The organism is Bacteroidales bacterium, assembly GCA_014860575.1.
Lineage (GTDB): Bacteria > Bacteroidota > Bacteroidia > Bacteroidales > JAAYJT01 > JAAYJT01.
Genome location: JACZJK010000005.1, coordinates 60,252 through 86,332, shown reverse-complemented (window position 1 = coordinate 86,332; position 26,081 = coordinate 60,252). Strand labels below are relative to the sequence as shown.

At 43.4% G+C, this 26,081-nt stretch carries 17 protein-coding genes; 6 read left to right on the top strand and 11 right to left on the bottom strand.

Annotated elements, in window-relative coordinates:
• Window positions 1-74 precede the first annotated feature (74 nt).
• Window positions 75-1,865, bottom strand: coding sequence for an SLC13 family permease (locus IH597_00760; GenBank protein MBE0660970.1), 1,791 nt, complete (start codon window positions 1,863-1,865; stop codon window positions 75-77).
• A 356-nt stretch (window positions 1,866-2,221) separates the two neighbouring features.
• On the opposite strand from IH597_00760, the gene IH597_00755 reads away from it, so the two are divergent.
• Window positions 2,222-3,067 carry a toll/interleukin-1 receptor domain-containing protein gene (locus IH597_00755; GenBank protein MBE0660969.1) on the top strand — a complete coding sequence of 282 codons (846 nt, stop codon included), beginning with the start codon at window positions 2,222-2,224 and terminating at the stop codon, window positions 3,065-3,067.
• 216 nt (window positions 3,068-3,283) lie between these two features.
• On the opposite strand, the gene mdh is transcribed toward IH597_00755, so the two are convergent.
• Complete coding sequence (gene mdh, locus IH597_00750) at window positions 3,284-4,228, bottom strand: malate dehydrogenase (protein ID MBE0660968.1); 945 nt, start codon at window positions 4,226-4,228, stop codon at window positions 3,284-3,286.
• Between the two features lie 142 nt (window positions 4,229-4,370).
• Window positions 4,371-6,653, bottom strand: a complete 2,283-nt coding sequence (locus IH597_00745; protein ID MBE0660967.1) for an NADP-dependent malic enzyme — start codon at window positions 6,651-6,653, stop codon at window positions 4,371-4,373.
• Between the two features lie 177 nt (window positions 6,654-6,830).
• Here IH597_00745 and ruvA point away from each other — a divergent pair, with 177 nt between their 5' ends.
• The 5 genes from ruvA (at window position 6,831) to IH597_00720 (ending at window position 16,355) form a co-directional block, all read left to right on the top strand.
• Window positions 6,831-7,430, top strand: coding sequence for a Holliday junction branch migration protein RuvA (gene ruvA, locus IH597_00740; GenBank protein MBE0660966.1), 600 nt, complete (start codon window positions 6,831-6,833; stop codon window positions 7,428-7,430).
• 62 nt (window positions 7,431-7,492) lie between these two features.
• Window positions 7,493-14,719: a cell surface protein SprA gene (gene sprA / locus IH597_00735; protein MBE0660965.1), complete on the top strand. Its 7,227-nt coding sequence runs from the start codon at window positions 7,493-7,495 to the stop codon at window positions 14,717-14,719.
• A gap of 80 nt (window positions 14,720-14,799) precedes the next feature.
• Complete coding sequence (gene gcvH, locus IH597_00730) at window positions 14,800-15,183, top strand: glycine cleavage system protein GcvH (protein ID MBE0660964.1); 384 nt, start codon at window positions 14,800-14,802, stop codon at window positions 15,181-15,183.
• A gap of 45 nt (window positions 15,184-15,228) precedes the next feature.
• Window positions 15,229-15,624 carry a VanZ family protein gene (gene vanZ / locus IH597_00725; GenBank protein MBE0660963.1) on the top strand — a complete coding sequence of 132 codons (396 nt, stop codon included), beginning with the start codon at window positions 15,229-15,231 and terminating at the stop codon, window positions 15,622-15,624.
• A gap of 53 nt (window positions 15,625-15,677) precedes the next feature.
• Complete coding sequence (locus tag IH597_00720; GenBank protein MBE0660962.1) at window positions 15,678-16,355, top strand: TonB family protein; 678 nt, start codon at window positions 15,678-15,680, stop codon at window positions 16,353-16,355.
• Between the two features lie 67 nt (window positions 16,356-16,422).
• On the opposite strand, the gene IH597_00715 is transcribed toward IH597_00720, so the two are convergent.
• From IH597_00715 to thiL, 8 genes are all read right to left on the bottom strand, one after another.
• Entirely contained in the window at window positions 16,423-17,172 is a 750-nt protein-coding gene (locus IH597_00715) for a uroporphyrinogen-III synthase (GenBank protein ID MBE0660961.1), read from the bottom strand.
• A gap of 143 nt (window positions 17,173-17,315) precedes the next feature.
• On the bottom strand, window positions 17,316-17,801 hold the full coding sequence (locus tag IH597_00710) for a GNAT family N-acetyltransferase (GenBank protein MBE0660960.1): 486 nt from the start codon (window positions 17,799-17,801) through the stop codon (window positions 17,316-17,318).
• Window positions 17,791-18,783, bottom strand: a complete 993-nt coding sequence (locus IH597_00705) for an ATP-grasp domain-containing protein (protein ID MBE0660959.1) — start codon at window positions 18,781-18,783, stop codon at window positions 17,791-17,793. Before IH597_00705 ends, IH597_00710 begins: the two co-directional genes overlap by 11 nt.
• A gap of 9 nt (window positions 18,784-18,792) precedes the next feature.
• Window positions 18,793-19,776 (bottom strand): D-alanine--D-alanine ligase, encoded by a 984-nt coding sequence (locus tag IH597_00700; protein MBE0660958.1) that lies wholly within the window; start codon window positions 19,774-19,776, stop codon window positions 18,793-18,795.
• Window positions 19,773-21,539: a histone deacetylase family protein gene (locus tag IH597_00695; protein MBE0660957.1), complete on the bottom strand. Its 1,767-nt coding sequence runs from the start codon at window positions 21,537-21,539 to the stop codon at window positions 19,773-19,775. Before IH597_00695 ends, IH597_00700 begins: the two co-directional genes overlap by 4 nt.
• 3 nt (window positions 21,540-21,542) lie before the next feature.
• Complete coding sequence (locus tag IH597_00690; protein ID MBE0660956.1) at window positions 21,543-22,829, bottom strand: KamA family radical SAM protein; 1,287 nt, start codon at window positions 22,827-22,829, stop codon at window positions 21,543-21,545.
• 298 nt (window positions 22,830-23,127) lie between these two features.
• A complete protein-coding gene (uvrC, locus tag IH597_00685) occupies window positions 23,128-24,939 on the bottom strand; it encodes an excinuclease ABC subunit UvrC (protein ID MBE0660955.1) in 1,812 nt (603 codons plus the stop codon).
• A 15-nt stretch (window positions 24,940-24,954) separates the two neighbouring features.
• Window positions 24,955-25,977 (bottom strand): thiamine-phosphate kinase, encoded by a 1,023-nt coding sequence (gene thiL, locus IH597_00680; protein MBE0660954.1) that lies wholly within the window; start codon window positions 25,975-25,977, stop codon window positions 24,955-24,957.
• Window positions 25,978-26,081 lie beyond the last annotated feature (104 nt).

The following is a 26,081-nucleotide window of genomic DNA, read 5'->3' as shown; positions in this document are numbered from 1 at the left end:
AAGAGCTTGGGGCTTGGAGCTTGGAGCTTGGAATTTGGGGCTTGGGGCTTGGAATTTGAGACTTGGGTCTTGCTTCAAATGAGGATAAAATAGAAGAAACTTACTGTGATCACTAGAAACAGAATTGTCAAACCCATGCCTCCTTTTATGAAGTCAATATTTCTGTAACCACCCGGGGTCATCAGCAGTGCGTTGACCTGCTGGGTCGGTAAAATGAAAGAATTTGAAACACATACTGCTGCCATCAACACCAGTGGGCGGGGATCAAGTCCGGCAATTTCTGCCATGCCAATCACCATCGGCGCCAATACTACAATAGCCCCGAAATTAGAAATCAGAAGTGAAAAAATAGTTGAAATTACTCCGATTGTAAGAATCAGAACCAGGGGATGACTTCCTGAAACCAGCTCCATAATTACTTCGGCCAGGAACATTGAAGCTCCGGTTTTCTGCATGGCTACACCAAGCGGGATCAAGCCTGCAAGCAGAAACACTATTTTCCATTCAATCGCCTGATAAGCCTGCTGCATGTTTAACACGCCCAACAGGATCATAGAAATTGCTCCAGTAAAAAACGCCATAGCAATCGGAAATCCTGTAAGTGCAAGCGCTATGGCAAGCACCAAACCGAAGCCTGCAGTCCAGGTTTTTGAATGAATTTTGCGTTCTGATTTAAATGGCGTAGCTACCACAAAATCAATGCTCTTATCCATTTCCTGAATATTATCCCACAAACCATACACAATAATGGTATCGCCAATAGAAATTTGGTGGTCGGAAAAATCACCGCGCATCTCTTCGCCTTTGCTGAAGAGCCTGAGTGGTTCAACGGCAAATCGCCTTCGCATTGCGAACTTCCGGATGGTTTGCCCAATGGCTTCGGAACGGGGCGGAACAATCACTTCGGCAAAACCCGACTCATCAGGGTTTCGCAGCCGCGAAAAGCGGCTTAAAGGCGGTTCGGCAAGCAATTCAAATTCGGCAGCCAGTTTTTTGATATTGTCTTCCAGACCCAATAATGCGAGTTGTTGTCCGGCCTTGAACCTGGTTTCACGCCAGGGTGCATAAATCACATCGCCTTCGCCAGAAGTACCAATGATGTTTACATTGAATCGCTTCCAGATTCCTGATTGTTCGGTGGTTTGATCAATCAAAGGGCTCAAACCGCTTATAGAATAATACCAGATATTGCTGGGTAACTGCAGCGCTTCAATGAGTTTTTCCTGTGCCGAAGGGACCTTGCCGGTTGAAGTTTTCCGGGGCAGCACATAGTTGCCGAAAAAGTAAAAGAATGCAATTCCCGATGCAAGCAACAGGACGCCCAAAGGAGTTACGCTGAATAATCCGTAGGGTTGCAGGCCGGCATTCAAAAGCAGGTCGTTTACAAGTATCAGATGACCTGAACCGACCATAGTCAGCGTTCCGCCAAGGATCACGGCGAAGCCCGCAGGCATGATCAGGGATGATGCAGGAATATTGGTTCGCCGCGAAACGTCAATCATACCGGGCAAAAAGATTGCAGCGGCACCGATGTTCTGAATAAAACCCGAAACAAGGCCAACGATCAGCGACATAAAAGCAGTGATCGTTCTGTTTTTTGGGCCAGCCACCCTGATTATTGCAATTGAAAACCTATCCATCAAACCGGTTCGTGCAATGCCATGCCCAATGATCATCACGGCCATAACTACAATGACTGCGTTACTCGAAAAACCTGAAAGCATTTCATGCGGTTCGAGGATGCCAGCCCAGCCAAGGGCCAGCATGCACAAAATTGCCACCATATCAATACGCACAAGCTCGGTGATAAGCAAAACCACTGTGGCAGTGAGTATGATAAGTACAATGATGATGGAAGCATCCATGGTGTTTATGCATCTGAAAAATAGATGCTAATGTAAGAAGTTTTCGGGATACAGCTGTTTTCTCAGTAAACCAGATGATTCTGCTGGCTTAATTGAAGCATTCCCAATCCTTGCAGCTTTAAAGAATTATTTCAATGTTGATCCGATGCTGCAGATCAGGATAAAAAGATCTTGCTTTTTGTGACAAACGCTGACTATCATAATTTGTGAACCCATGCCAACGCCGAGAAAACAGCATAATAACCATGGCAGAGAAGTGATTGTTGGAAAATTACAAATTATCCGGTGTTGCGAGCGGCACTGCACATACCGCTCAACGAGGGAGGAGATTTGTATTATTCAAAACCTGTATTGATATGTTAAAAGTTAGGCAACCCAAAATCTTTGTTTCTCACGCTACTGCTGATAAAGAAATCGTTAACAGGATTGAACACCTTTTAAAACAGAAAGGTCTATCCCCTTATTTAGCTGAAAGGAGTTCTATTGGCAGACATTTGATTGACAAACTCCGGAACGAACTGGAAGATTCTAATATGTTCCTTGTTGTTTGGACAACAAATGTTGAAAGTAATAGCAAACCAATAATTGCTTTTGAAACGGGCATGGCCTGGACCAACAAACTTCCAATTTTTATTCTTAAAGAAGAATCATCTCAACTTGATTGGTTTTATGAACAAGTAACAGACTATGTGACTTTTAATAAATGCGATGCCAAATCAATTGACAAACAAATAGGTAAGCTTGATTTCGATCAGTACAGGGATCCAATTTATTTCAAGTTCCCAAAGGAAAACAATTCAAAGGGAAACTCATATAACGAGTCTGTGGTTCAACAAGATGGGGGTATTCGATTTTCACCTAACTTTAATGAAATCGTACATTTTATTATTGAGAATAAAATCAATCGAATTATCAGGGATATAAGAGTACATATTCAATTCCCTGATTTTTGCAATATCCAATTTATTGAAGGTGGACATGGAAAGGGTGTTCAGAAGAATGAGCAATTTGATCTGCGATTGTTACCAGGTAATACAGTTCGGTTGATGATGCCTGCTTTACCGTCAGACGAAAAATGGGAATTTGAATTGAGGGTGGTTATTGGAGAAAAAGCTTTGTCTTCTGAAAAGGACATTAAAGTTAAAGTTCAAGGAGGTGATTACACAAAAAAGGAATTTTCTATCCCAATCAAGGTTTATTGAGAATATTTTATATCAAAAACATGATTGTGATTATGACCTAGCTGAGCGGCATTTGCAATGCCGCTCCGAACATCATTGAATAGAGAATAAAACAAACCAAAAGAAACACATAGATAATCACCACGCAATCGTGTCTGGATTCGCAACTAAAAAACAAAAGGCCGCTTCCATATCGAAGCAGCCTCGTGCATGGGGTTTCATTAAATAGCGTTGAATTTAATCAGCGATCAGATTCATATCGTCAAGCTGCTTCATGGTCACTTTCACCGCATTGGCCGATTCTTTCACAAGTTTCATTTCTTCGGCGTTCAGTTTCAGTTCAATAATTTCTTCAATTCCCTCAGAACCCAAAATTACGGGCACGCCCATGTAAACATCTTTCATACCATATTCGCCTTTGAGCAATGCACACACCGGGAAAATACTACGTTGGTCATCCACGATGGCTTCAACCATTTGAGCGGCAGCAGCGCCGGGAGCGTACCAGGCAGAGGTTCCCATCAGGTTCACCAACTCACCACCTCCTTTGCGGGTCCTGTCAACAATTTTTTCAATTTCTTCCTTGTTCAGCAATTCGGTGACTGGAATTCCTGAAATACTTGTATAGCGTGGCAATGGAACCATTGCATCACCGTGGCCACCCAGCAACATTGAGTGAATGTCTTTTGGAGATACATTGAGCGCATCGGCAATAAAAGCTTTATACCTTCCAGTGTCCAAAATGCCTGCCATCCCGAAAACTTTCCTGCTGTCCTTGCGCGCTGCTTTATAGGCTGCATACGTCATCACATCGAGGGGATTGGTAACAACAATAATGATTGCTTCCGGTGAATATCTTATAACCCGTTCAACGGCTTCGGTAACAATAGCTGCATTGGTTTTGATCAGATCATCGCGGCTCATACCCGGTTTCCGTGGAAGGCCGGAAGTGATCACCACAATCCCGGAACCTTTGGTTTTGAGATAATTATTGGTAACTCCTGTAACACGGGTGTTGAAGTGGTTGATGGACGAAGTCTGCCAGATGTCCAGCGCTTTGCCTTCGGCCATGCCTTCTTTGATATCCACAAGCACAACTTCGCGGCATAAATCTTTTTGGGCTATTACGTTGGCGCAGGTAGCTCCAACATTTCCTGCGCCTATTACGGTGATCTTTCTCATGGTTGATTGAATTTATTGGTTATAATCAGGAGGCAAAAATAGTAAAACATGTAAATACCTGCGAATGAAAAATTAAAAAACGCAAGCGGCTACCTCTCCAAAACAGAATAGATAGCCGCTTGTTCAACTTAAGGTCTGAAAATCAGGATTCGATTGACTTTTTTTGCGCATCAATAACAGCGATAGCCACCATGTTTACAATTTCTGAAACCGAACTGCCCATCTGCAAAATATGAACTGACTTGTTCAATCCCATCAATATCGGCCCTACGGCTTCAAAGCCGGCCATTTCCTGCATCAGTTTATAAGCCACATTTCCTGCAGTCAGGTATGGGAATATCAATGTATTTGCCGGTCCATCAATCAGTTTACTGAACGGGAAATTCTCTTTCAGCATTTCGTTATTGAGGGCAAAGTTGGCCTGGATATCGCCGTCTACGATTAAATCAGGATAATTCTTGTGAAGTTTTGCAACCGCATTTCTTACCATCAACGGAATTCTGCCTTCATTTGACCCAAAATTTGAATAACTGAGCATAGCGATGCGCGGGATAATGTTGAACTCCCTTATCTTCTCGGCTGCCTGCAAGGTGATTTCCATCAGGGTATCCTCATCAGGGTTCATATTCACCGTTGTATCGGCAAAGAAGAAAGGCCCTTTTTTGGTCAGGATCATATACATACCTGAAATAACACGGGCGTCCTTCCGTCTTCCAATGATCTGAAGGGCCGGCCGGATAGTATCAGGGTAATTGCGTGTTAATCCGGAAATCATGGCATCGGCAAAGCCGGTATCAACCAGCATGGGGCCAAAATAGTTGCGGTGCTGCATGCGATCGAGCGCGGCAGCCATTGTTACGCCACGACGTTTGCGTTTTTCAAAAAACATTTCTGCGAATTTGAACCTGCGCTCTTTTTCTTCAATTGATTTTGGGTCAATAATTTCAACATCATTGAGTTCGAACTCATATTGCCTGATCATCCCTTCAATGACTTCTTTGTTTCCAAGAAGAATGGGGATAGCCATGCCCTCATCTTTTACCAATTCGGCGGCTTTTAAAATCTTATAATTTTCTGCTTCAGCAAAAACAACACGCTTTGCATCCATGCGGGCTTTTGACCTGATAAACCGTTTTACCGGATCACCAAGGCCCATGCGCTTACGCAGTTCATCGCGGTAAGCATCCCAGTCGGTGATCGGTTTGCGGGCTACACCGCTTTCCATGGCCGCTTTTGCTACAGCAGGTGCAACATGTTCAATTAATCTTGGATCCATAGGTTTGGGAATGATATAATCTTTTCCGAACCTCAGGTTTCCTGTTTTATAGGCAACGTTCACTTCGTCGGGAACGGGAAGTTTGGCCAGGTCGGCCAGTGCATAAGCTGCTGCCAGTTTCATGGCATCATTGATCTTTGTTGAGCGAACATCCATAGCACCCCTGAAGATAAAAGGAAATCCAAGCACATTGTTGATCTGGTTCGGATAATCGGAGCGGCCTGTACCCATGATCAGGTCGTTACGCACCGACCAGGCTTCCTCGGGCATAATCTCAGGCACCGGGTTTGCCAGGGCAAAAACAATAGGATTTGGGTTCATCTTTAGCAGCAATTCCTTTTTCAGCGCTCCGGCAACTGATAAACCAAGAAACATATCAGCGCCTTCAATGGCATCGGCAAGGGTGCGGGCATCAGTTTCAACCGCGAACTGTAGTTTGGCAGAATTCAGATCAGTTCTTCCTTTATGCAACACACCTTTACTATCAACCATGATTACGTTTTGTGGTTTCGCACCCAGCGCAATGTACAGCCTGGTGCAGGAAATAGCCGAAGCTCCTGCCCCACTCACAACAATTTTAATGTCCTCAATTTTTTTACCGTTGATGAGTAGCGCATTCAGAAGCCCGGCGGAAGTAATGATAGCTGTGCCGTGCTGATCGTCGTGCATCACAGGAATATCTATTGCTTCCTGAACTTTTGTTTCGATCTCAAAACACTCAGGCGCTTTGATGTCTTCGAGGTTGATGCCACCAAAAGTCGGGGAAATGGCGATGATTGTTTCTATGAGTTTCTGAGGATCTTTCAGGTCAACTTCAATATCAAAAACATCAATATCAGCGAAAACCTTAAACAGCAGGCCTTTGCCTTCCATAACAGGTTTGCCGGCCATTGCACCAATATCTCCAAGGCCGAGAACTGCCGTTCCGTTTGAAATAACCGCAACCAGGTTGCCTTTGGCGGTGTATTTATAAACGTCGTCAAGGTTTTTTTCAATTTCAAGGCAGGGAGTAGCAACCCCGGGAGTGTAGGCCAAAGAAAGATCCCGTTGGGTGAAATAAGGTTTTGTAGGAATTACTTCAATTTTTCCTGGCTTTCCTTCTGAATGATAGGCCAGGGCTTCTTTCTGTAATGTGGTTTTTGTACTCATGTCTTCTCTTTTAGGTTTTTAATGTGGTAGAAATCTGTGGTAAAACAATGCCACTAAATTAGGATATTTTTCTGATGCAGCCTGCAAAGAATTAAAGATTCATTTTTGAGCCAAAATTGTACTTTTGCCAAACTCTTAAAACTGGTGTTTCATACCATGTCGCAATAACCCATTATTATGTATTCATTTATTGAAGGCCAATTGATTGAGAAAAGACCTGCTTATGCAGTCATCAATTGCAATGGCATAGGCTATTTGCTTCACATTTCACTTCATACCTACGGTCTGCTCCCGGAGGTTTCAGAAAAAAAGCCTGCTGCATGCCGGTTGTTAACGCATCTTGTTGTCAGGGAAGATGCGCTTGTGCTTTTTGGATTTGCCAATGAAGATGAGCGTGTTTTGTTCCGTGAGTTAATCACTGTTTCAGGTATTGGCGCAGGCACAGCCAGGCTGATCTTTTCTTCACTTACTCCTGCTGAAATCAGGGCAGCCATCGTAAGGGGCGATACATCGCTGATACAGTCAGTGAAAGGGATTGGCAGCAAAACTGCACAACGGATTATTGTTGATCTTAAAGACAAGCTGGAAAAGACAGGAAGTGGCGGAGAAATTTTAGAAACCCAGTACAATACCAAAAAAGATGAAGCGTTATCAGGGTTAATAATGCTAGGCTTTAACAAAATACTGGCAGAAAAAACAATTGACAAGATCATCAGGACCGAAGGAAGTGGTTTAAGTGTTGAAGCGCTGATCAAGAATGCACTCAAAATGCTGTAAACTGCTATAAGCAAAACATGTTACCAGTAAAGGCTGATACTTCACGAAAATAAGCTACACCCTTGAGGCAATTCATTTTATACGTACTCAGATCAGTGCTCTTTTTATCACTATTGCTTGCAATGTGGGGCAATATTCCAACCGTGAGCTCAAATGACCACGTTCTCTTTTCTTCTCCGCCCGACACTACTTTATCGCCCGATACCAGCATAGCATTGCCATATCCGCTTACCCCTCATCCGGATGTGCTTACGCCAGGTTACCAATCGCCCTCATCACTCGATTTTAAAGATCCATCTTCCATAACTGAAGAAGTTGTTTACGACCCGCTTACAAACCAATACACCGTTTACCGGAAAATAGGCGATATAAGTTATCGTACACCACGAACCCTGACCTTTGAAGAGTACAAGGACTATCGCCTCGAAAATTCATTGCAGAATTACTGGCGCGAACGCTCGGCAAGCACATCCAGAACGCGCGGCAGCGATGGCATCATCCCACAGATCCATGTTGGCGGCCAGGTATTCGAACGCATTTTTGGAAGCAGTACCATTGATATCCGCCCACAGGGATCGGCTGAGCTGATCTTTGGGGTACTCTCAAATTACCGTGAAGACCCAGCCCTGGATGTCAGACGCAGGCGCACCACAAATTTCGATTTCCAGCAGAAAATCCAGATGAACGTGATCGCCAAAATCGGTGATAAAATAGAGTTCAATACCAATTATAATACTGAGGCAACTTTTGATTTTGAAAACAAGTTAAAGCTCAAGTACGAAGGCAAGGAAGATGATATTGTAAAACTCATCGAGGCCGGCGACGTTACTCTACCGCTGAACAGCAGCCTGATCACAGGAAGCCAGAGCCTGTTCGGGATTAAAACACAGTTGCAGTTTGGGCGAACCACAGTAACCTCGGTGTTCTCACAACAAAAGAGTGAAACCCGCAGCATAACGGTTCAGGGGGGAGCGCAAACAAGTACTTTTGAGATCAAAGCCCTTGATTACGAAGATAACAGGCACTTTTTCCTCGCGCATTATTTCAGGGATCGTTACGAGCAAGCCCTTGAGCGCATGCCCATTATAAGTTCCAACATCAACATTACAAAGATCGAGGTTTGGGTTACAACGCGTGGTGCAGCAGTTACTGAGAACCGTAACCTTGTAGCGTTTATGGATCTGGCAGAAAACTTGCCTTATAATAATCAATTGGTTTCTTCAACGGAATATTTTGCCCCCGATAATCGTTCGAACAATTTATTGCAGCAATTATCTGACACCAGTCAGCTAAGAAACATCAACAGTGTTACAAGCTATCTGTCAACCCATCCGCTTGATCTGATTTCAGGGCGTGATTTTGAGAAAGTCGAAAATGCCCGTAAACTAAACCATAACGAATTCACCTACAACAGCAAACTCGGGTTTATTTCGTTGAATTATCAGTTGAACCCCGATCAGGTGTTGGCCGTAGCTTATCAATACACCATCGTAGGCCAGGACGACAGGGTTTACCAGGTAGGTGAATTCTCTGACGAGGGAATTAACTCACCCAATGCCCTGATGGTAAAATTGCTCAGGAGCACCGCCATGGATACCCGCGTACCTATGTGGGACCTGATGATGAAAAACGTTTATAACCTGAATGCTTTCAGGATCAACCGTGAAGATTTCTACCTGAATATTCTCTATAGCGGTGGTGTTAACAGTGTTCCAACAGGCTACCTGCTCGAAGGCCCGGCCGATGTTGAAGGCGTACCGCTCATCCGGGTTATGGGATTTGACAATCTCGGCCAGCAACTTAACCCGCCACCTGATGGCATGTTCGATTTTATTGACCAGGCAGCAACCCAGGGCGGAACCATCCAATCATCAACCGGAAGAATTTACTTCCCGGTACTTGAACCCTTTGGCAGTCATTTACGCAGAAAATTAGCCAACGTTGAACTTGGCGATAAATATGCATACGACTCACTTTATACGCTTACTAAAACAGGCGCCGAGCAATACCCTGACAAAAACAGGTTCATTATCGAAGGGATGTATAAATCGGAAAGCGGTTCAGAAATATCGCTCAATGCAATCAATGTTCCGCAAGGATCGGTAAGGGTAACTGCCGGAGGTACCCCGCTTACCGAAAATATACATTTTACTGTTGACTATACTCTCGGAAGGGTTCGGATTATAGATGAAGGTGTTTTGAATTCCGGTACCCCAATCAATATTTCGCTCGAAAGTACGAATATGTTCAACATCCAAACAAAACGGCTTTTTGGAACCCGGGTTGAACACCGGTTTAATAATGATTTCTATATTGGTGGAACCATTCTTAATCTTAACGAACGCCCGCTGACCCAAAAGGTAAGCTATGGAAACGAACCCATCAGCAACACCATCTGGGGTGTTGATTTTGGATATCAAACCGATGCAATGTTTATTACACGCCTCATTGATAAACTGCCATTCTATAGCACAACAGCTCCTTCGCGTATAACCGTTGACGGGGAGTTTGCACACTTTATACCCGGGCATTCGAGAGCAGTAGGTAAAAGCGGAACAACATATATTGACGATTTTGAAGGCAGTAAATCAACCATTGACCTGAAAAATGTTGGTAACTGGTTTCTTGCCAGCACACCACAGCAACAAACCATGCCCAATATGTTTCCGGAAGCGGCAGCAGGAACTGGTTTAAGATATGGCTTTAACCGTGCACGGACCTCGTGGTATGTTGTTGACCCGCTCTTTTATGAAAGAACCAGCAACCTGCGACCCGAGAACATTGATAAGAATGAACTCTCAAGGCACTCAGTGAGGGCAGTAAAGGAAACTGAAGTCTTTCCGAATGCCGATCCTCCAAGTGGGCAGCCCATGAATATCCCGATTTTCAATATGGCTTTTTACCCTGCAATCAGGGGGCCATACAACTATGACGTAAGGCCAACATCCATCTCAAGCGGGATCAATGCCGATGGAACTCTGAGAGACCCGCAAACTCGCTGGGGCGGTATGATGCGGGCGCTTGATAACACCGACTTTGAAGCTACTAACATAGAGTATATTGAGTTTTGGATGATGGATCCCTTTGCCGAAGATTCAACACACACAGGTGGATACCTTTACTTCAATCTCGGCGATATTTCAGAAGATTTGCTTCGCGACGGAAGAAAAGTCTATGAAAATGGTTTGCCCACCGGCCCTGAACCTATCAATGTTGATACAACTATCTGGGGTCTTGTTCCAACCATACAAGCCCTAGTGCCTGCATTTGATAACGAATTAAGTGCAAGACAATACCAGGATGTTGGTTATGATGGACTCACCAACGAAGTTGAAAGAAGCTTCTTCTTCGACAATTACCTCGGCGTTATAGCAGAAGAATTTGGTGATGCATCCGAAGCATACCAGAATGCTTTTAACGACCCTTCAACCGATAACTTTCAGTATTTCAGGGGTACAAACCTCGACGATGATGACCGTTTCAGGAGTATCTCAAGGCGGTATAAGTATTTCAACAACCCTGAGGCAAACTCCCCGACTGCGCAGCAATCGCCTGAAGCTTATTCTACACAGGCCACAAGCTTGCCCAACACCGAAGATATCAACCGCGACAATACGCTAAATGAGGCTGAACGGTATTACCAATATGTTATTGAGTTGCGACCCGAACAAATGGAAGTAGGCAGAAATTATATTGCTGATATTCACCACGCACAGAATATCCCTCTCGAAAATGGAACAAGGGGCAATGTAAAATGGTACCAGTTTAAAGTTCCGGTCAGAAGTCCTGACCAGACAATTGGAAATATCCAGGATTTCCGTTCCATCAGGTTTATGCGTACGTTCTTTAAGGGTTGGGATCAGGAAGTGGTACTGAGGTTCGCAACACTTGAATTGGTTCGCAGCGAGTGGAGAAGGTATTACAATGAATTATTTGAACCGGGCGATTTTATTCCGAGCCAGACAGAAACCCAGTTTGAGATCAGTACAGTTAATATTGAGGCCAACGGTTACCGTTCTCCTGTTCCTTACGTTTTACCTCCGGGTATTGAACGCGAAGTAAACCTTGGAACCATTAACCTGCAGCAAAAAAATGAACAATCCATGGCCATCAAGATCTGTAATCTTACTGATGGTGATGCACGTGGAGTTTATAAAACCACCGACTTCGATTTCAGGCAGTTTAACAGGTTTAAAATGTATGTGCATGCCGAGAAATCAATTGAAACCGATGAGTTGAATTTCGGTGATCTGACCGCAATCATCAGGATAGGTTCCGACTTTACCGAAAACTATTACGAATATGAAGTTCCGCTTGAGTTTACTCCCTGGAACACTTCCTCAGCCAATCCTGATATCATCTGGCCCGAAAACAACCAGATTGATATATTGCTTTCAAAACTGGTTGAAGCAAAAATCAGGCGCAACGATGAAATGAATAAGCCAGGTTCTATTATAACAACCTCTATACCCTACTATGTGAATGATGGCAACCGGCGAATCACCGTTGTTGGAAATCCCAGCCTGAGCGAAATCAAAGCATTGATGCTTGGTGTGAGAAATCCTAAAAAACGTAGCATTTATGACGATGACGACGGACTGCCAAAATGCGCGGAAATCTGGTTTAACGAACTTCGCCTGACCGATTTCAACGACCAGAGCGGATGGGCAGCAACTGCCCGAATGAATGCTATGCTCGCTGACATTGGAAACGTGATGGTTTCGGGATCATACAGTACGCCAGGTTTCGGCAGCATTGACAAAAGGGTTTCCGAAAGGCAGATAGAAACCTTCTCGCAGTTCGACGTTGCTACCAATTTGCAATTAGGCAAATTCTTCCCCGAAAACTTTGGCCTTCGCATCCCTATGCACTTCGACTATTCCGAAGCACGTGCCACACCTCAATACAACCCACTCGACCCCGATGTTTACTATAAGGATGTTGTCCGCGACATGAGCAAATCAGAAAAAGATTCGCTCAATATGCGAACCCAGGATTTCACCCAGCGCAAAAACATAAATTTCATGAATGTGCGCAAAGAAAGAACCGGAGCCAACGCGAAAGTATATCCCTGGCAAATTGAGAATTTCGACTTCTCCTATGCATACAGCGAAATCAACCAGCGCAATATAGATGTTGAGTTCGATAAAAAACTTACCTACCGTGGCGGCATTGGGTATAATTTTTCGCACAGCCCAAAAAATATCCGGCCTTTCACAAACTTCACAAACATCAGGTTGATCAAAGATTTTAACTTCTTCTTACTGCCCAGATCCTTTTCTTTCCGAACCGATATGTTCCGTGAATATAACGAGCGCCTGATCAGGAATAAAAGCGAGGCGCTGATTAAGATTGACACCAATTACATTAAAAGATGGGATTGGAGCCGGCTTTTCGACCTCAAATACGATCTTACACAAAGTTTAAAAGTTGAGTTCAACGCCGCTGCCAATGCATTTATTGATGAACCCCCGGGAGCTGTTGATCGTGAAAAGCCCAATTACCAAGCTGTAAAGGACTCTATCATGCAGGAAGTTTATTCAATGGGAACGCTTACCAATTTCAACCAGAACCTGAGCGTCAGCTATATGCTGCCTATCAATAAAATCAAACTCTTCGATTGGGTAAGCATAAACACGAGGTATTCCAGCATGTTCCGTTGGCAGGCATCGCCCAGGAGTGTGCAGGAAACACTCGGAAATACCATCGAGAACAATGGAACCTTGCAGGTAAACAGCAATTTCCGCTTCAGCAACCTATACAACAAAGTGGAGTTCTTAAAAAAGGTAAATCAAACTACTACAGGCCCGGCTGGCCGCAGCAACGTTACCCCGCCGCGAGACCAGAAAAAAGACGAGGAAGGCGAAGATGAACCCGCCCAGGATACTGTAAATCAGGGTGTGGACATAGGAAAATATATGAGAATAGCCGGAAACACGATACTTCGGTTGATGATAAGTCTAAAAGATGGTTCAATCAGTTACACCGACAATCGTGGTACACTGTTGCCTGGTTTTATGCCCGAACCTACATTTATGGGAAATCGAATGAGCGACTTAGCGCCAGGTTGGGGTTTCGTTTTTGGCGATCAAACGGATATCCGAAATAACGCTGTACGAAATAACTGGATTTCATCCGACACCTTGCTCAACAGCGCTTACCTTACAAGGATTTCAAAGAATCTTGTTGTCAGGGCCAACCTCGAACCACTGCCCTATTTACGAATTGACCTTACGGCCGATCGTACCGAAGCCATCAACTTTCAGGAATATTTCAAAGCCGGCCCCGATGGCGAATTTAAATCATTTGCCCCACAGCAAGGAGGAAACTTTAGTATGTCGTTCCTGATGTGGAACACGGCATTTACTAGCGATCGAAAAGATCACACCAATCCGGTTTTTGAATCATTTAAGGAAAATCGCTTAATTGTAGCCCAACGGCTGGCCGAAGGTGATAATCTATCGCAAGGTTTTGATACATTGGGTTATCCTGATGGTTACGGTGCAACTTCGCAGGACGTTTTGCTTCACGCTTTCCTTGCTGCATATTCAGGGCGCGATGCTTCAAAACTTGGTTTGAACCCTTTCCCAGAAATACCAATGCCCAACTGGAGGATTACATACAATGGGCTCACTCAGATTCCATTCTTTAAGAGGTATTTCAGAACCTTCACAGTATCGCATGCATACCGCTCAGTGTATAATGTAGGTTCTTACATGACCAATCTCGAATACAAGGCAGGCGCTGGCATAAGAGATAATGCGGGCAATTTTATTGCGGAAAAGAGAATGGATGTGGTTACAATAACTGAACAGTTCAGCCCCCTCTTCAATATAGATATGACCTGGAATAACAGTCTTCTTTCAAAAATTGAAATCAAGCACTCACGGAATCTGTCTTATAGCTTCGTAAATAACCAGCTTACCGAAGTTAACAGTAAAGAATACATCGTTGGATTAGGCTACAGGATTAAAGATATAAGGTTCCTTATCACTGCAGTTGGCGGTGGAGGGCGAAGCCAGCGTGTCAGCAGTGAGGTAAATCTGAAGTTGGATGTTTCCATACGAGACAATAAAACCGTATTACGCAGGATTGATGAAGAAATTGACCAGGTTTCAGCAGGGCAGCGCATTATGTCAATTAACTTCTCAGCCGATTATATGGTGAACCAGAACCTCACTACCAGACTATTTTTTGAACGCTCATCCACAAATCCTTTTATCTCTAATCAATTTCCGAACTCTACCACCTTTGCCGGCATCAGTTTAAGGTTTACGCTCACGCAATAGAAGAAAAACAAATATTGTTTGGTTTTTCTTAAGTATTTACTAATTTTGATCGCTTATTAAGGAACAAAAACAGAAGTATTATGAAAGTCCCCGAATCATTAAAGTACACAAAAAACCACGAATGGATCAAAGTTGAGAACGATGAAGCCATCATAGGAATCACTGATTTCGCACAACATGAATTAGGAGATATTGTTTTCGTTGAGGTTGAAACCGTTGGCGATTCATTGGATAAGGAAGAAGTTTTCGGCACCATTGAAGCTGTTAAGACTGTTTCAGATCTTTTCATGCCGGTTGCCGGCGAAGTACTTGAATTCAATGAAGCACTTGCCGATACACCCGAATTGGTGAATAAAGATCCATACGGAGAAGGTTGGATCATTAAGGTTAAATTAACAGATGCCAGCCAATTGAACGATCTTTTATCAGCATCCGAATACAACGAAGTGATCGAATCACACTAAGCCAAACATTCCAGGCTAGGCTATTCTTATCATAATATGCCCTGGTTGAAAAACTTCAGAATCGTAATCTTTTGGAGCATTTTCATACTATTACTTTCAATTTATCCGGGAAACTATCTGCCCAGGATTCCTGATTTTTATCAGCTTTTCAAACCAGACAAAATTGTTCATCTGATCCTTTACGGAGTGCTTTCGTTTTTGCTTCTTCAAAGTATGCAAAAACAATATGGCTATGCATTCCTGCGTTATTCTGGTACAATAATTGCGTTGGCACTGAGTGTTTTGCATGGGTCTTTGATGGAATACCTGCAATACTCGTTAAATTTAAACCGAAGCGGAAATATTTACGATTTCATTGCAAACACAATAGGCTGCTTTATTGGATTTGCAGTGTTTTATCTGATCCTCAGAAAAAAAATGGTCAAAGCAAATGCTAATTGAAAAAAACTTAATAATTTAGCCATGTTTTAATGGCTCTTAAAAAAACCCGAATTATGGATACCAAAAAATCATCAAAAGCCGACCTCGAAAGCAAAAGAGTTACGTTCATACAGCTTGGATTAGTTTTCACGCTGGCTTTGGTTCTGCTTGCTTTTGAATGGAAATCTTACGACAGGGTGCTCACCGACCTTGGTGACCGGGATGCTGTAGATATTACTGAAGAGATGGTTGAAATTACACGCCAGGATCAACCACCACCTCCTCCTGCACCTCCTCCACAAACCACCCAGTTTAAAATTGTAGAAGATGATGTTGAAATTGAGGACGACTTCATTGTTGATGTTGATGTAGATCAAACAACACAGATAGAAGCTTATATTCCTCCCGTATTTGAAGAAGAAGCCGTTCAGGAACAGGAAATTTTTATCGTTGTTGAAGATCCGCCATCATTTCCCGGAGGCGATGAGGCACGTATCCGCTTTTTATCTGAAAATATACGCTACCCGCAAATGGCTCGTGAAAGCGGTATCCAGGGCACAGTATTCGTAACATTTGTGGTTGAACGCGATGGCTCCGTTACCGATGTTAGGATTTTAAGGGGAATCGGCGGTGGTTGCGATGAAGAAGCTATCCGCGTAATCAAGGCAATGCCAAAATGGAATGCAGGAAAGCAAAGAGGTCGGCCGGTTCGCGTTCAGTTTAATATGCCTATCAGGTTTACATTGCAGTAAAAACTTTTAATCATAAAAAAAGGCTACTTCTATCCGAAGCAGCCTTTTTTATTTTATAAGCTGTTTATTATTTCCCGTTGCCTATTCTGGCAAGATACATATCCAACGCCATAGTCATTGATGGCGCCTCGGGAAGTGGTGCCTGCAAGTCCAATCTCAAACCTGCACTGGTAATCGCCTGGGCAGTTGCATTACCAAAGGCTCCAATCTGAATATCTCCCTGTTTGAAATCAGGAAAGTTTTTGAACAAGGATTTGATTCCTTCGGGGCTGAAAAAAACGATCATATCATAATCCAAATCACCGAGTTTATTCATTTCGTTGTGTACCGTTTTGTAGAAAACCGACTTCGAATAATTTATCTTGCTTGCTTCTAGCATGCGGTGCTGTTCCTCCTTGCAAACATCGGAAGCAGGAAAGAGAAACTTTTCATCGGAATGCTTTTTAATAAGATCTACCAACTCGGCAAAATCACGGTTTCCATAAAATATTTTACGCTTGCGATATACAATATACTTTTGTGTGTAAAGTGCAATAGCCTCGGTAATACAGAAGTACTTCAGGGTTTCAGGAACCGTGTAGCGCAATTCAGTACACAACCTGAAAAAATGGTCCACTGCATTCTTACTTGTAAAAATGATTGCAGTATAATCCTGTAAATAAATTTTTTGCTTGCGAAACTCCGATGCCGTTAAACCTTGAACCTTAATAAAAGGTTGAAAGTCAATTTGCATACTGTACTTTGATGCAAGGTCAAAATAAGGTGATTTTTCATTCTCAGGTTGGGGTTGGGAAACCAAAATCTTTTTAACCTTCATATGCTTTCCTTAATAAATTCCTAGAAATGTTGGGTTTCGAAATTTTTTGCAAAGGTACTTTAATTAGCAATATACGGCATTAAGAGGTTATTGTTTTTTATTTAAGTATTTGGATCGCTATAAACGCGATATTTTAGATTACCTTACAAACGCTTGGAATACACCAACTTATCATCTCGAAGATTGTAAAAATCCTTCAGTCGGGCTTCTTCGATATAATTATTGGAAATATAAAACCGACGGGTAGGTTCGTATAATGGTTGCGAGGAGGTTTCGGCATATATGCCCGAACCACCAATTTCCCTTGCGGCCTGTTCAGTTAATTCCAATAATTTTTTTCCAATTCCGTGACCACGAAAATCATGGTGAACCACGATCCAATACAGATCATAACTTGACTTAGTACACGGAATTAACCCGAAACAACTGTAGGCAACTGGTTTACCATCAACTTCAGCAAAAAGGAAACTGTATCCGCTCTCGTTGCCTTTGTTGAGAGTCTCTTCAATCAATTCAACGGCAACATCAATCTCATAGCTATGGAAAAAATTTGTGGATGTTACTATTTCCCTGACGTATTCCACATCTTCAGGCTTCACCACAGAACGGATTATTATATTATTTTTCATTGCTCCCACTTAAATCGTTAATAATTAAGTTGACTATCTCAGCCTGCGACAGGCCTTGTACCGTTGCGGCTGCCACAAATCCGCTATCAGCCGAAATGCACGGGTTGGCGTTTATTTCAAGCACATAAAGTTGGCCGTTTACATCCATCCTGAAATCAACCCTCACGTAACCTTTTAAGCTGAATTCTTTCCAGCATTGCAGGCATATTTTCCTGATGCGACCACAAAGATCGGGTTCTGCGGTTTCGTCAACAAAATGCCTGACGGTATTTTTATACTCAAAAGATGCTTCATCCCATTTGGCGCGGTAGCCCACAATTTTAGGTTTCGCATCAGGGTAATTGATGAATTTGATTTCGGCGATGGGTAGCACCATTGGCCCATTCTTTCCGGCTATCACCGAAACATTGAATTCACGCCCTTCGATGTATTCTTCAGCAAAATATGTGTTGTGTTGCTTGTTTTTCTCTGTAAGGCTCTCAGCAATGATTTCAGCATTTCCGATAAAAACCGGGTTGTGTTCATCCATACCAAATGACGCATGTTCCCAAAGCGACTTTAAAAGGAATTGCTGACCGCTGAACCGTGATTTTAGTTCGTCAGGATTGATTGAAAATGCTGGAGTTTTTATTCCTGCAAGTTGCATTATCTTCTTTGAAAGCAACTTGTTGCTGGTAACATAAATGGCTTCGGATGGGCAACCAGTGAATGGGATGGCATGATGCTCAAAAAATGCCGGTGCAATATGAATGAGGCGGCCATCGGCATTGATTGTTTCAACCAGATTCACAACGAAATCAGCTTGCATTAAATTGATTTGATCAATGTTCCTGTCGAGGTCATTTTCAAAATCAAATTGATGAACCTCGTAGCCCAATGTGGCTAATCCGTCCCTAAAATATTTTGCTTCGTCCAGCACATCCAGTTCATCTGGCGGTGGATTGGGTCCGAGTTTACTATGAAAAATCAGTGCTGTTGGCATGCCCAGTGGTTATGGATGGTTATTGATGCGTTTCAAGGCTGATTGCATAATCATGCCAATCAGATCCTTGTAAGAAATTCCGTTCAACTTGCATAAAATCGGTAGATCAGAATGGATTGGGTTCAAGCCCGCGAGCGGGTTGACTTCTATAAAATTTGGAACGCCATTTTTATCGAGCCGCAGATCAACACGGCCTCCATCGCGGCATTCCAATGCATTCCAGGATCTTAACGCAACATCGTAACAGTATTCAGTAATTGATTTTTCAGGAATGGAATATGCGACCCTTGATTCATACTCTTCTTTGTTTTGCAGTGAATAAACCTGTTCTTCAATTTTCCCGTACACTATCACTTCCATGATTCCGCATGGTGCAGCTTCGTTTCCGGTGCCGGTTATTCCAACAGTAAATTCCCTTCCCGGAAGGTATTCTTCAACCAACACGGGCTGTTTGAATTTATCCAGGAGTTCTTTTGCATTCAACTCAAGATCCATACGATTGGTTACAAGAGATTTTTGCGATATTCCTTTCCCGGTTCCTTCAGCCACAGGTTTGATAAACAATGGATACTCCAGGTTGATGTTTTCTAAATCCTTTTCATTTTTTACGACCACAAAAGCAGCAGTTGGGATTCCATTTCCACGAATCACATGCTTGGCCATAGCCTTGTGAAGCGTAAGTGAAAGCACCATGGGATCAGAAAAAACATAGGGAATGCGGAATGCATCAAGCAATGCAGGAACCTGGGCTTCGCGCCCAATGCCGTAATAACCTTCGGCAATATTAAACACCAAATCCCAGCACTTTCCCGAAACCAAAGCTTGCGTAAGTTCCACAATATTTCCAATCCTTTCGGTTTGATAACCCAATTCATTCAGGGTTGATTCAATGCCGGCGATGGTTTCTTCCGAATCAAATTCAGCCACTTCCTCATGTGAGAAACCCTGTTGCAAATAAGTGGTTTTTAAATCAAATGTGAGACCTATTTTCATTTTATGTGATTAGCAGTTGTATTGTTTGAAAACCTCCCATCCCACAGGCCTTTGAAAAAGTGCCGGGCATTGATGCCAAGCGATACATTTTTATAACCCCCTTCCTGAACAACCAGCGTTGGAAACTTCATTTGGCCAATCAACTGACCGTTCCTATAAAAATCAGGAGCTGTAAAACTCCATGTTCCGGTCGGGTCACCTTTTGCTATATCAAAGCCCAGTGAAACCAGTAAAAAACGCGGACTGAAGGTTTTTATCTTTTTAAGTGCTTTTAAAAGAGTTTCATGATAAGCTGCCGTTGTGCATATTTCCGGTAATGGATAATTGATGTTGAAACCGGTTCCATCGCCGGTTCCTTTTTCGTCGTCAAAACCAGTAAAATACGGATATGCAAATGATGGATGACCGTGGATAGAAATGGTGAGCACATCGCTGCGATGATAAAAAATATCCTGTTGCCCGTTTCCGTGGTGATAATCAATATCCAGGATAGCCACTTTACCGTATTCACTCAAGAAATTAGCCGCCACCGCAATATTGTTAAAATAACAAAACCCACCAAAAACCCTTTTTTCTGAATGATGACCCGGTGGCCTGATCAAAGCATAGGAAAGCGGATGTTCCTCAAGAAGTTTCTGACTTGCAGTAATTACGCAATCTACCGCCCTTTTTGCAGCCAGGTAGGCGTTTTTATTGATTGGAGTAAAAGTGTCTATACAATAATAACCAGCAGCTACTGAGCGGTCTTTGGGTGGTTTTGCTGCATTCCTTATCGGGAAAACATATGGATAAACCGATTGACCTGGTTTGAGGTCTTCGCAAACTTTCTTAAGATAATTAACCAGACCGGATGAATGAACCTTGCGGATATGATCTTCGGTAAAAAGTAAAGGTTTGATTTCCTCAAACAAACCGGTTTTGTTTATCTCTTTCCTGATACTTTCAATCCTTACCGGCGATTCCACATAACCCCTTTCCCTGACATGGTGGATTGAATGTTTATCGTTGACCACAAGGAATATCCTGCGCCGCAATAGCAGATCTGCAATGTTTTTATTTGCAGGTTCTGATTTACGGTATAAATATGGCCTTCTCTCCACTGGCCCGTCTTTTATGGAATTAAGCACTTTTTGCCTGTACCTTGCAGGGCAATAATCGGAATACTTCCTTTCAAGTATTGCCGCTACGATTTTCTTCAGGTCTTTACCAACCAATGGTTCAGGACGATCCAGATCATCAAAAACCAGCAAAGGCGGACAAGTATCGGCTTCGTTCACAGGAAGCTCGTATAAGGTATTGATGATGGGTCTGGCTCCAAACTTTTCGTAGAATTTTAAGCGCTTTTTGTTTTTGGTAATGAGATCAGCATCTTTGCAAAATGTAGGATGATCAGGTAAACATTCGAAAAATAAGCCCAGTGCTCCAAGTTCTTTTGATTCTTCCCTGACCCTTTCATACAGTGCACTTCCAACCCCTCCAGAGGTAGCATCTTTACTGGTGGCGATAAACTCGAGGAAGCAGAAATTTATATCCGGGGCATAATAAAGCGTGGCAAAACCTTTAACGAATCCGCTGAAGTTTTCAAGCACAAAAACCCTTACAGAGAATTTATATTTCAACGGATTTCTTAACTGCTCAGGGATAAGATCAAATTTTTGAGGATCAACCTCCGGAAAGTGCGAAACAAGGATTTGCTTTACCTGCTCAATGGCTGCTTTATCCCGCAGATAAAGATCGTTGGTTATTGTCCGGATACGAAACATGGCTTATTCAATTTCCGGATAAGTGAACATCTTGTTTTCATAGTTTCGCAAACGGATATTTCCATGTTCATCCTTTCCTAGAAAATACTCAGGGAGAAGCGGAATTTTGCCGCCGCCTCCGGGTGCATCAATCACAAAATGTGGAATGGCATAACCGCTGGTATGACCCCGGAGCCCTTCAATGATTTCCAGCCCCTTTTCTACCGGTGTCCTGAAATGTGTTGAACCAGGAATAGGGTCGCACTGGTAAAGATAATAGGGTCTGACCCTGAGTTTCAACAAACCCTGCATGAGGTTTTTCATGATTTGCACTTCATCGTTGATACTTTTCAGCAAAACCGTCTGACTGCCAAGTGGAATGCCAGCGTTGGCCAGCCTTGCTGTAGCCTGGGCAACTTCAGGTGTAAGTTCGTCGGGATGGGTGAAGTGAATGCTCATGAACAGCGGGTGATATTTGCTGAGCATAGCAACCAGGCTTTTGGTAATCCTTTGCGGAAGCACCACCGGAACCTTGGTGCCAATGCGTATGATTTCAACATGAGGAATAGCCCGGAGCCGGCTCAGCACGTAATCAATATAACTGTCGCCCAATGTAAGCGGATCGCCCCCTGAAAGCAATACATCACGGATGGCTGGATTGGCAGCGATGTATTCGAAAGCCGGTTCAAGTGCACTTTTACCAAGATGCAGCTTGTCGTCCTGCGCAACCATGTGCGAACGCGTGCAATAGCGGCAATAGGTGGAGCAAAAGCCTGTAATCAGAAAGAGTGCCCTGTCGGGGTAACGATGTACCAGGTTGGGAACCGGACTGGAATGTTCTTCGCAAAGCGGGTCGTGATCTTCACCTGGACTGATGTATAATTCTTCCTTCACCGGTACTACAGAACGGCGTATGGCCTGCATTTCATCAGTGCGGGAAAGCAACGAGGCGTAGTAAGGTGTAATCCTGATTGGCAAATTTACCTTGTCATTTTCATCACAGGCAAGTTCATCGCTGGTTAGATTTAGAAACTGCTTTAATGCCGCAACACTTTTAATGCTATTACGAACCTGCCAACGCCAGTCGTTCCAGTCATTCAAGCTGGCAGAAGGATAATATTTGTAAAAAAATTCAAGGGATTGTTCTGATGGGATAATGGCTCCGGAACCGGAACCATTAGGGGATTGGCCATTTGGTTTAACAAGCTGAAGGTTAAACCCGTTCACTTTTGCAGACAAACTGGGAGGTTCGTCATCAGCCTGGAGCTTGTCCTCGTGGAGGGCAAGCTCCGAAATTGGTTCGGTATCCATGGTATATAAAATGCGGTGTCTGTTTTTTAGTTTACTGTTTGTTAATACTTTGTGGTTAATGATATCATATGATGATCATTTTTTTCTGCTTAGTTTTATTTTAATTGTGCCATCTGAAAAACGAGCGAAAGTATATCAAATTACCATCCGTGGTGCAACTTGTAAATAATATTTTATTCAGTAATTAAGACGCAGTTAAATAAAAAAGTAACCAGCCATAACTCCTGGTTTGTCAGGATGTTAACTACGCATCAAGAAAGATCTCATCAAGGTTGGTTTAGTTTAAAGTTAACCAGCCTTATTCGTGCTTAAAGAACCTGAATACCGCTTCGCCCTTTTTCGCGCCAATGCACTCCTGCAACTCTTCCAATGAAGCCTTTTTCAGGTTTTTAACCGACCGGAACTTATTGAGTAGTTTATCCGAAAGCACTTTTCCAATTCCTTCAATTTCAACCAGCTCGGTTTTGATGGTACTTTTTTCTCGTTTCTTGCGGTGGTGTGTGATCGCAAAGCGGTGGGCTTCATCGCGGAGTTGTTGGATTACCTTAAGTGTTTCGGATTTTTTGTCAAGGTAAAGCGGCAACGGATCGCCGGGATGATAAATTTCTTCGAGACGTTTGGCAATGCCAATGATTTCAGTTTTATCCTGAACACAAAGATCGGTGAGGCTTTTGTAAGCTGCATTTAGCTGGCCTTTTCCGCCGTCAATGATGATGAGTTGTGGCAACGGCTTTTCTTCTTCAATCAGGCGCTTGTATCGGCGTGTTACAATCTCGTACATCGAAGCAAAATCGTCAGGACCTTCTACGGTTCTGATATTGAAATGGCGGTATTCTTTTTTATCAGGTTTCGCATTGGTAAACACCACCACGGCAGCTACCGGATTGGTTCCCTGAATATTTGAATTATCAAAACATTCTATCCTTTCGGGAAGTTCTTTCAGGTTCAAATCCTTTTGGATCTGACCCAAAATTCGTTTTGTGTGGCGTTCAGGGTCAACAAGGTCGCGCTGTTTCTGGCGTTCGAGTCGGAAATAGCTTGCATTGCGTTCGGAAAGTTCAAGTAAATGCTTTTTGTCGCCGCGTTGCGGAACCGTAAAAGTAACTCCGGGAATTTCAAATCCTGGTTTGAGCGGAAGGATGATTTCACCGGCATCGCTGTTAAACCGCTGTCTGAGTTCGGTTATGGCCAGTACAAGAACTTCGGCATCAGTTTCATCAAGCCTGGTTTGAACTTCGATTGTGTGTGACTGTACAATGGCGCCATCTACAACCTTCACAAAGTTCACATAAACAAGATTTCCGGTTCTCACGAGTGAGAAAACATCAACATTGCTGATGCTCGGGTTCACCACCGTTGATTTACTGCGGTAACGCTCCAGCACAGTTAGTTTATCCTTGATAATCTGTGCTTTTTCGAACTCAAGGGCTGCGGCATGTTCGTACATGAGCTCATTTAATCGTGTCCGAACCGAAACCAAATTACCTTTGATGATATCACGTACCGATGCAATGTTCTGTAGATGTTCTGCCTCGCTTTGCAGCCCTTCGCAAGGGCCGAGGCAATTGCCGATGTGGTATTGCAGGCAAACTTTAAACTTCTTCTTTTCAATGTTTTCTTTAGTAAGGCGCAGGCTGCAGGTTCGGATCGGATAAAGCTGGCGAATCAGATCCAGCAAGGTATGCATCATTCTCGCTGAAGCATAGGGCCCGAAATACTCGGAACCGTCGTTGATAAGGTTCCGCGTTGGAAAAACTCGCGGAAAAGGCTCTTTCTTAATGCAAATCCATGGAAAAGACTTGTCGTCCTTGAGCAGGATGTTGTAGCGCGGCTGATAGGTTTTGATCAGGTTATTTTCGAGCAGCAGGGCATCCAGTTCAGTATCTACTACAATATGATGAATGTCGGCAATCTTTTTCACCATCACCCTCACTTTTCCCACCAGGCTGGCATCCTGCCTGAAATACGACGAAACCCGCCTTTTCAGGTTCTTTGCCTTGCCCACATAAATGATCCTCCCTTCCTTATCCAGAAACTGATAAATACCAGGTTTTTCCGGCAGGATGCGGAGGGTTGGGGTGAAGGAATTGTGAATATTTACTTTAACCATAAAAACAAAGTAATACTACCTCATATGCTCCCAACCCTGCGCCAGTATCGGCACAGCAGTGCCATCGCGGGCAATCAGGTTTACACCTTCGCTTTCATCGGTGATGTGGCCAATAATCGAAATGCCTTTTATCACAGAGATTTTATCATGATCTCCAATCGGAACAGTAAAAAGCAACTCATAATCCTCGCCGCCGTTCATGGCTGCTGTGATGGGCTGGATGTTAAATTCTCCAGCGATCATTGAAGTGGCTGGGTCAATGGGGATTTTGTCTTCGTAGAGGTTGCAACCTGATTTTGATCCTTTGCAGATGTGCAGTATTTCCGAGGCAACCCCATCGCTAATGTCTATCATAGCTGTGGGTTTAATACCAGCCTTACTAAGTTGCTCCAGCACATCAAAACGAGGTTCAGGTTTTAGTTGACGTCCCAGAATATAGTCGTGTCCGGTAAGATCGGGTTGCATAGTTGGGTCATTTTTAAAAACTTCCTTTTCGCGCTCAAGTAAGAGTAAGCCCATATAAGCTCCACCTAAATCACCACTCACGCAAACAAGGTCGTTCGGCCGGGCGGTATTTCTATAGGTTACATCATCTTTCTTAACGGTTCCCAAAGCTGTAACAGAAATAAACAGACCTGCCTGGCTGGAAGTAGTGTCGCCACCAACGAGATCCACCTTATAGCGTTCGCAGGCAGCAAACATTCCAGCGTAAAAATCTGTTAAGGCCTCTACCGAGTAACGGTTCGAAACAGCTATGCCGACAAGGATTTGTTTGGGTGTTCCGTTCATGGCAGCGATATCGCTGAGATTTACAACTACAGATTTATAGCCAAGGTGTTGTAACGGTGTATAAGCCATATCGAAATGAATGCCTTCGATGAGCAAGTCTTTGGTGGCAAGCAGGTAGTGATCGCCGGCATCAATCACGGCAGCATCATCGCCAATTCCTTTGATAACACTTTTATCTTTGGGTTTGATATTTCCGGTGAGATGGTCAATCAGACCAAATTCCCCTAAATCCGACAGCTCGGTTCTAATCTTGGTATCGCTCATTATTATAGGTTTAATTGTTGCAAAGGTATTCAATTCGGGTGCATTGGAGGTTGCAATGCAATATTCCTTACTTTTGCCTCTCTGCTCGC

Excerpts from the sequence above, each read along its gene's own strand:
- IH597_00760 (MBE0660970.1), bottom strand. The coding sequence starts at position 1,865 with ATGGATGCTTCCATCATCATTGTACTTATCATACTCACTGCCACAGTG.
- IH597_00755 (MBE0660969.1), top strand. The coding sequence starts at position 2,222 with ATGTTAAAAGTTAGGCAACCCAAAATCTTTGTTTCTCACGCTACTGCT.
- mdh (MBE0660968.1), bottom strand. The coding sequence starts at position 4,228 with ATGAGAAAGATCACCGTAATAGGCGCAGGAAATGTTGGAGCTACCTGC.
- IH597_00745 (MBE0660967.1), bottom strand. The coding sequence starts at position 6,653 with ATGAGTACAAAAACCACATTACAGAAAGAAGCCCTGGCCTATCATTCA.
- ruvA (MBE0660966.1), top strand. The coding sequence starts at position 6,831 with ATGTATTCATTTATTGAAGGCCAATTGATTGAGAAAAGACCTGCTTAT.
- gcvH (MBE0660964.1), top strand. The coding sequence starts at position 14,800 with ATGAAAGTCCCCGAATCATTAAAGTACACAAAAAACCACGAATGGATC.
- IH597_00720 (MBE0660962.1), top strand. The coding sequence starts at position 15,678 with ATGGATACCAAAAAATCATCAAAAGCCGACCTCGAAAGCAAAAGAGTT.
- IH597_00715 (MBE0660961.1), bottom strand. The coding sequence starts at position 17,172 with ATGAAGGTTAAAAAGATTTTGGTTTCCCAACCCCAACCTGAGAATGAA.
- IH597_00710 (MBE0660960.1), bottom strand. The coding sequence starts at position 17,801 with ATGAAAAATAATATAATAATCCGTTCTGTGGTGAAGCCTGAAGATGTG.
- IH597_00705 (MBE0660959.1), bottom strand. The coding sequence starts at position 18,783 with ATGCCAACAGCACTGATTTTTCATAGTAAACTCGGACCCAATCCACCG.
- IH597_00700 (MBE0660958.1), bottom strand. The coding sequence starts at position 19,776 with ATGAAAATAGGTCTCACATTTGATTTAAAAACCACTTATTTGCAACAG.
- IH597_00695 (MBE0660957.1), bottom strand. The coding sequence starts at position 21,539 with ATGTTTCGTATCCGGACAATAACCAACGATCTTTATCTGCGGGATAAA.
- IH597_00690 (MBE0660956.1), bottom strand. The coding sequence starts at position 22,829 with ATGGATACCGAACCAATTTCGGAGCTTGCCCTCCACGAGGACAAGCTC.
- uvrC (MBE0660955.1), bottom strand. The coding sequence starts at position 24,939 with ATGGTTAAAGTAAATATTCACAATTCCTTCACCCCAACCCTCCGCATC.